Source organism: Actinophytocola sp. (genome assembly GCF_045807065.1).
Lineage (GTDB): Bacteria > Actinomycetota > Actinomycetes > Mycobacteriales > Pseudonocardiaceae > Actinophytocola.
In genome coordinates, this window is sequence record NZ_JBJMIE010000790.1 from 1 (window position 1) to 2,456 (window position 2,456).

At 68.8% G+C, this 2,456-nt stretch carries 3 protein-coding genes; all 3 read left to right on the forward strand.

Going from position 1 to position 2,456, the window contains the following annotated elements; translation table 11 throughout:
• Nucleotides 1-77: 77 nt before the first annotated feature.
• Nucleotides 78-773, forward strand: coding sequence for a PotD/PotF family extracellular solute-binding protein (locus tag ACJ73U_RS45910; RefSeq protein WP_407784107.1), 696 nt, complete (start codon nucleotides 78-80; stop codon nucleotides 771-773).
• A gap of 3 nt (nucleotides 774-776) precedes the next feature.
• Nucleotides 777-1,913: an ABC transporter ATP-binding protein gene (locus ACJ73U_RS45915; RefSeq protein ID WP_407784105.1), complete on the forward strand. Its 1,137-nt coding sequence runs from the start codon at nucleotides 777-779 to the stop codon at nucleotides 1,911-1,913.
• A gap of 106 nt (nucleotides 1,914-2,019) precedes the next feature.
• Nucleotides 2,020-2,456: ABC transporter permease (locus tag ACJ73U_RS45920; RefSeq protein ID WP_407784106.1), on the forward strand; the 437-nt coding region annotated here is incomplete at its 3' end.

Sequence of the window (2,456 nt, forward strand, 5' to 3'; positions counted from 1 at the left end):
CCCGCGAATACTGGCGCACCGTCTCCAGCAGCCGATATCGCACCGCGCCGCCCGGTTGCTCCGCCAAGACTAGCGATTTGTCGACAAGTTGGGCCAGTAAGTCCAGTACCTGGTCTTGCTGGATCGGAGAGGAGGGAGGAAGCAGGGAGGTCCGATCCGTCGAGGAACTGCTGACCCGCCCCGACCTCAGGGGTAAGGTCACGTGCCTCTCGGAGATGCGGGACACCATGGGGCTGATCATGGGATCGATGGGTTACGACCCGTCCAGCTTCACCGAGGACCAGTTCGACAACGCCCTGAACAGGTTGCAGCAGGCCGTCGACTCCGGACAGATCCGCCGCTTCACCGGCAACGACTACGCCCAGGACCTCGCGAAGGGCGACATCGCGGCCTGTGTCGGGTGGTCGGGCGACGTGATCCAGCTGAACTTCGAGGACGAGAAGATCCAGTTCGTGACACCCGAGTCGGGCGTGATGCTGTGGTCGGACAACATGCAGGTCCCCAACCGCGCCACGCACCAGGGCAGCGCCGAGGCGTTCATGAACTACTACTACGAGCCCGCCGTCGCCGCTCGGCTGGCCGCGTACGTCAACTACATCTGCCCGGTCGTCGGCGCCCAGGACGAGATGGCCGACATCGACCCCGACCTCGCCGAGAACGAGCTGATCTTCCCCAGCGAGGACACGCTGTCGAACGCCAAGGTGTTCATGGCGCTGAACGAGGCCGAGGAACGCATCTACGAGCAGCGGTTCCAGCAGGTGATCGGAGCGTAGGCAATGTCTGACGACCTCGTACTCACGAACGTCACCAAGCGGTTCGGGGCGATGACCGCGGTCGACGACCTGTCCGTGACGGTGCCGCGGGGCGGTTTCTTCGCGCTGCTCGGCGCGTCCGGCTGCGGCAAGACCACCACCCTGCGCATGGTCGCCGGTCTCGAGGAGCTGACCGACGGCAGCATCAGGCTGGGGGACAAGGAGATCACGCACCTGCGGCCGTACCGGCGGCCGGTCAACACGGTCTTCCAGAGCTACGCGTTGTTCCCGCACCTCAACATCGAGGACAACATCGCGTTCGGACTGCGCCGGCGCGGCGCCAAGGACGTCGCGAAGAAGGTCGCGGACATGTTGGCGCTGGTGCAGCTGCCCGGGTTCGGCAAGCGCAAGCCCGCGCAGCTCTCCGGCGGCCAGCAGCAGCGGGTGGCGCTGGCCCGCGCGCTGGTCAACGAGCCCGAGGTCCTGCTGCTCGACGAGCCGCTCGGCGCGCTGGACCTCAAGCTGCGCCGGCAGATGCAGATCGAGCTGAAGCGCATCCAGACCGAGGTCGGCATCACCTTCCTGCACGTGACCCATGACCAGGAGGAGGCCATGTGGATGGCCGACACGGTCGCGGTCATGAACAACGGCCGGATCGAGCAGCTGGGCGCGCCGACGGAGATCTACGAGTTCCCCTCGTCACCGTTCGTGTCGAACTTCCTCGGCCAGTCCAACCTGTTCGCGGCCGAGGTGTCCGGAACCGACGGCGACGACCTCCTCCTCACCGCGCACGGGGAACGGTTCGCCGCGCCGGCCGCCCGCGCGCACTCGACGGCCGGCCGCGTGTGGCTCGGCGTGCGGCCGGAGAAGGTGCGGCTCGCGCTGCCCGACGAGGACGCGCCGGTCACGCACAACCAGGTGCGGGGCGTGCTCACCGACACCTGCTACGCCGGCGTCAGCACCGAGTACCTGCTGAGAACCCCGTGGGGACAGGAGATGTCGGTGTTCTCGGCGAACGCGGCCGCGGGGGAGCCGCTCGCGCCGGGCACCGAGGTCGTCGCCCACTGGTACCCGCCGCATTCGTTCGTGCTGGACCGGCCGCTCGGCACGGGCGACGAGGTCACCCAGTACTCGGCCGACCCGCTCGGGGTCGCGCCGTGACGGCGCGTGAGCGGAGCTTGCGAGGGGGCGTCGTGAGCGGAGCTTGCGGAGCGAACCATGGGCGCCACGTCGACGAAGGACGTCCCGGAGCCTGCGAGGGGGCGTCGTGAGCATCGTGGTCGGGGCCGCGGTCGGTGCGGGACCCGCCGTTGCCGCGCCACCGCCGGCCGCCGGGCCGCGTCGCCGCCGGTGGATCCCGTACGTCCTGCTGCTGCCGGGCGGGGTGTGGCTGCTGCTGTTCTTCGTGGTGCCGACGGTCCAGCTCGCCGGCACGAGCCTGTACGACCGGGCCGGCAGCCTCGAACTGGGCTACGCGCAGACCTTCGCGGTCGGCAACTACGTGGACGCGATCGCCGCCTACTGGCCGCATCTCGTGCGGTCCGCGCTGTACTCGGGCATCGCCACGATCGTCTGCCTCGTGCTCGGCTATCCGCTGGCGTACGCGATCGCGCAGAAGGCCGGCCGGTGGCGGAACCTGATGCTGGTGTGCGTGATCGCGCCGTTCTTCACCACGTTCCTGGTGCGCACGCTCGCGTGGAAGTC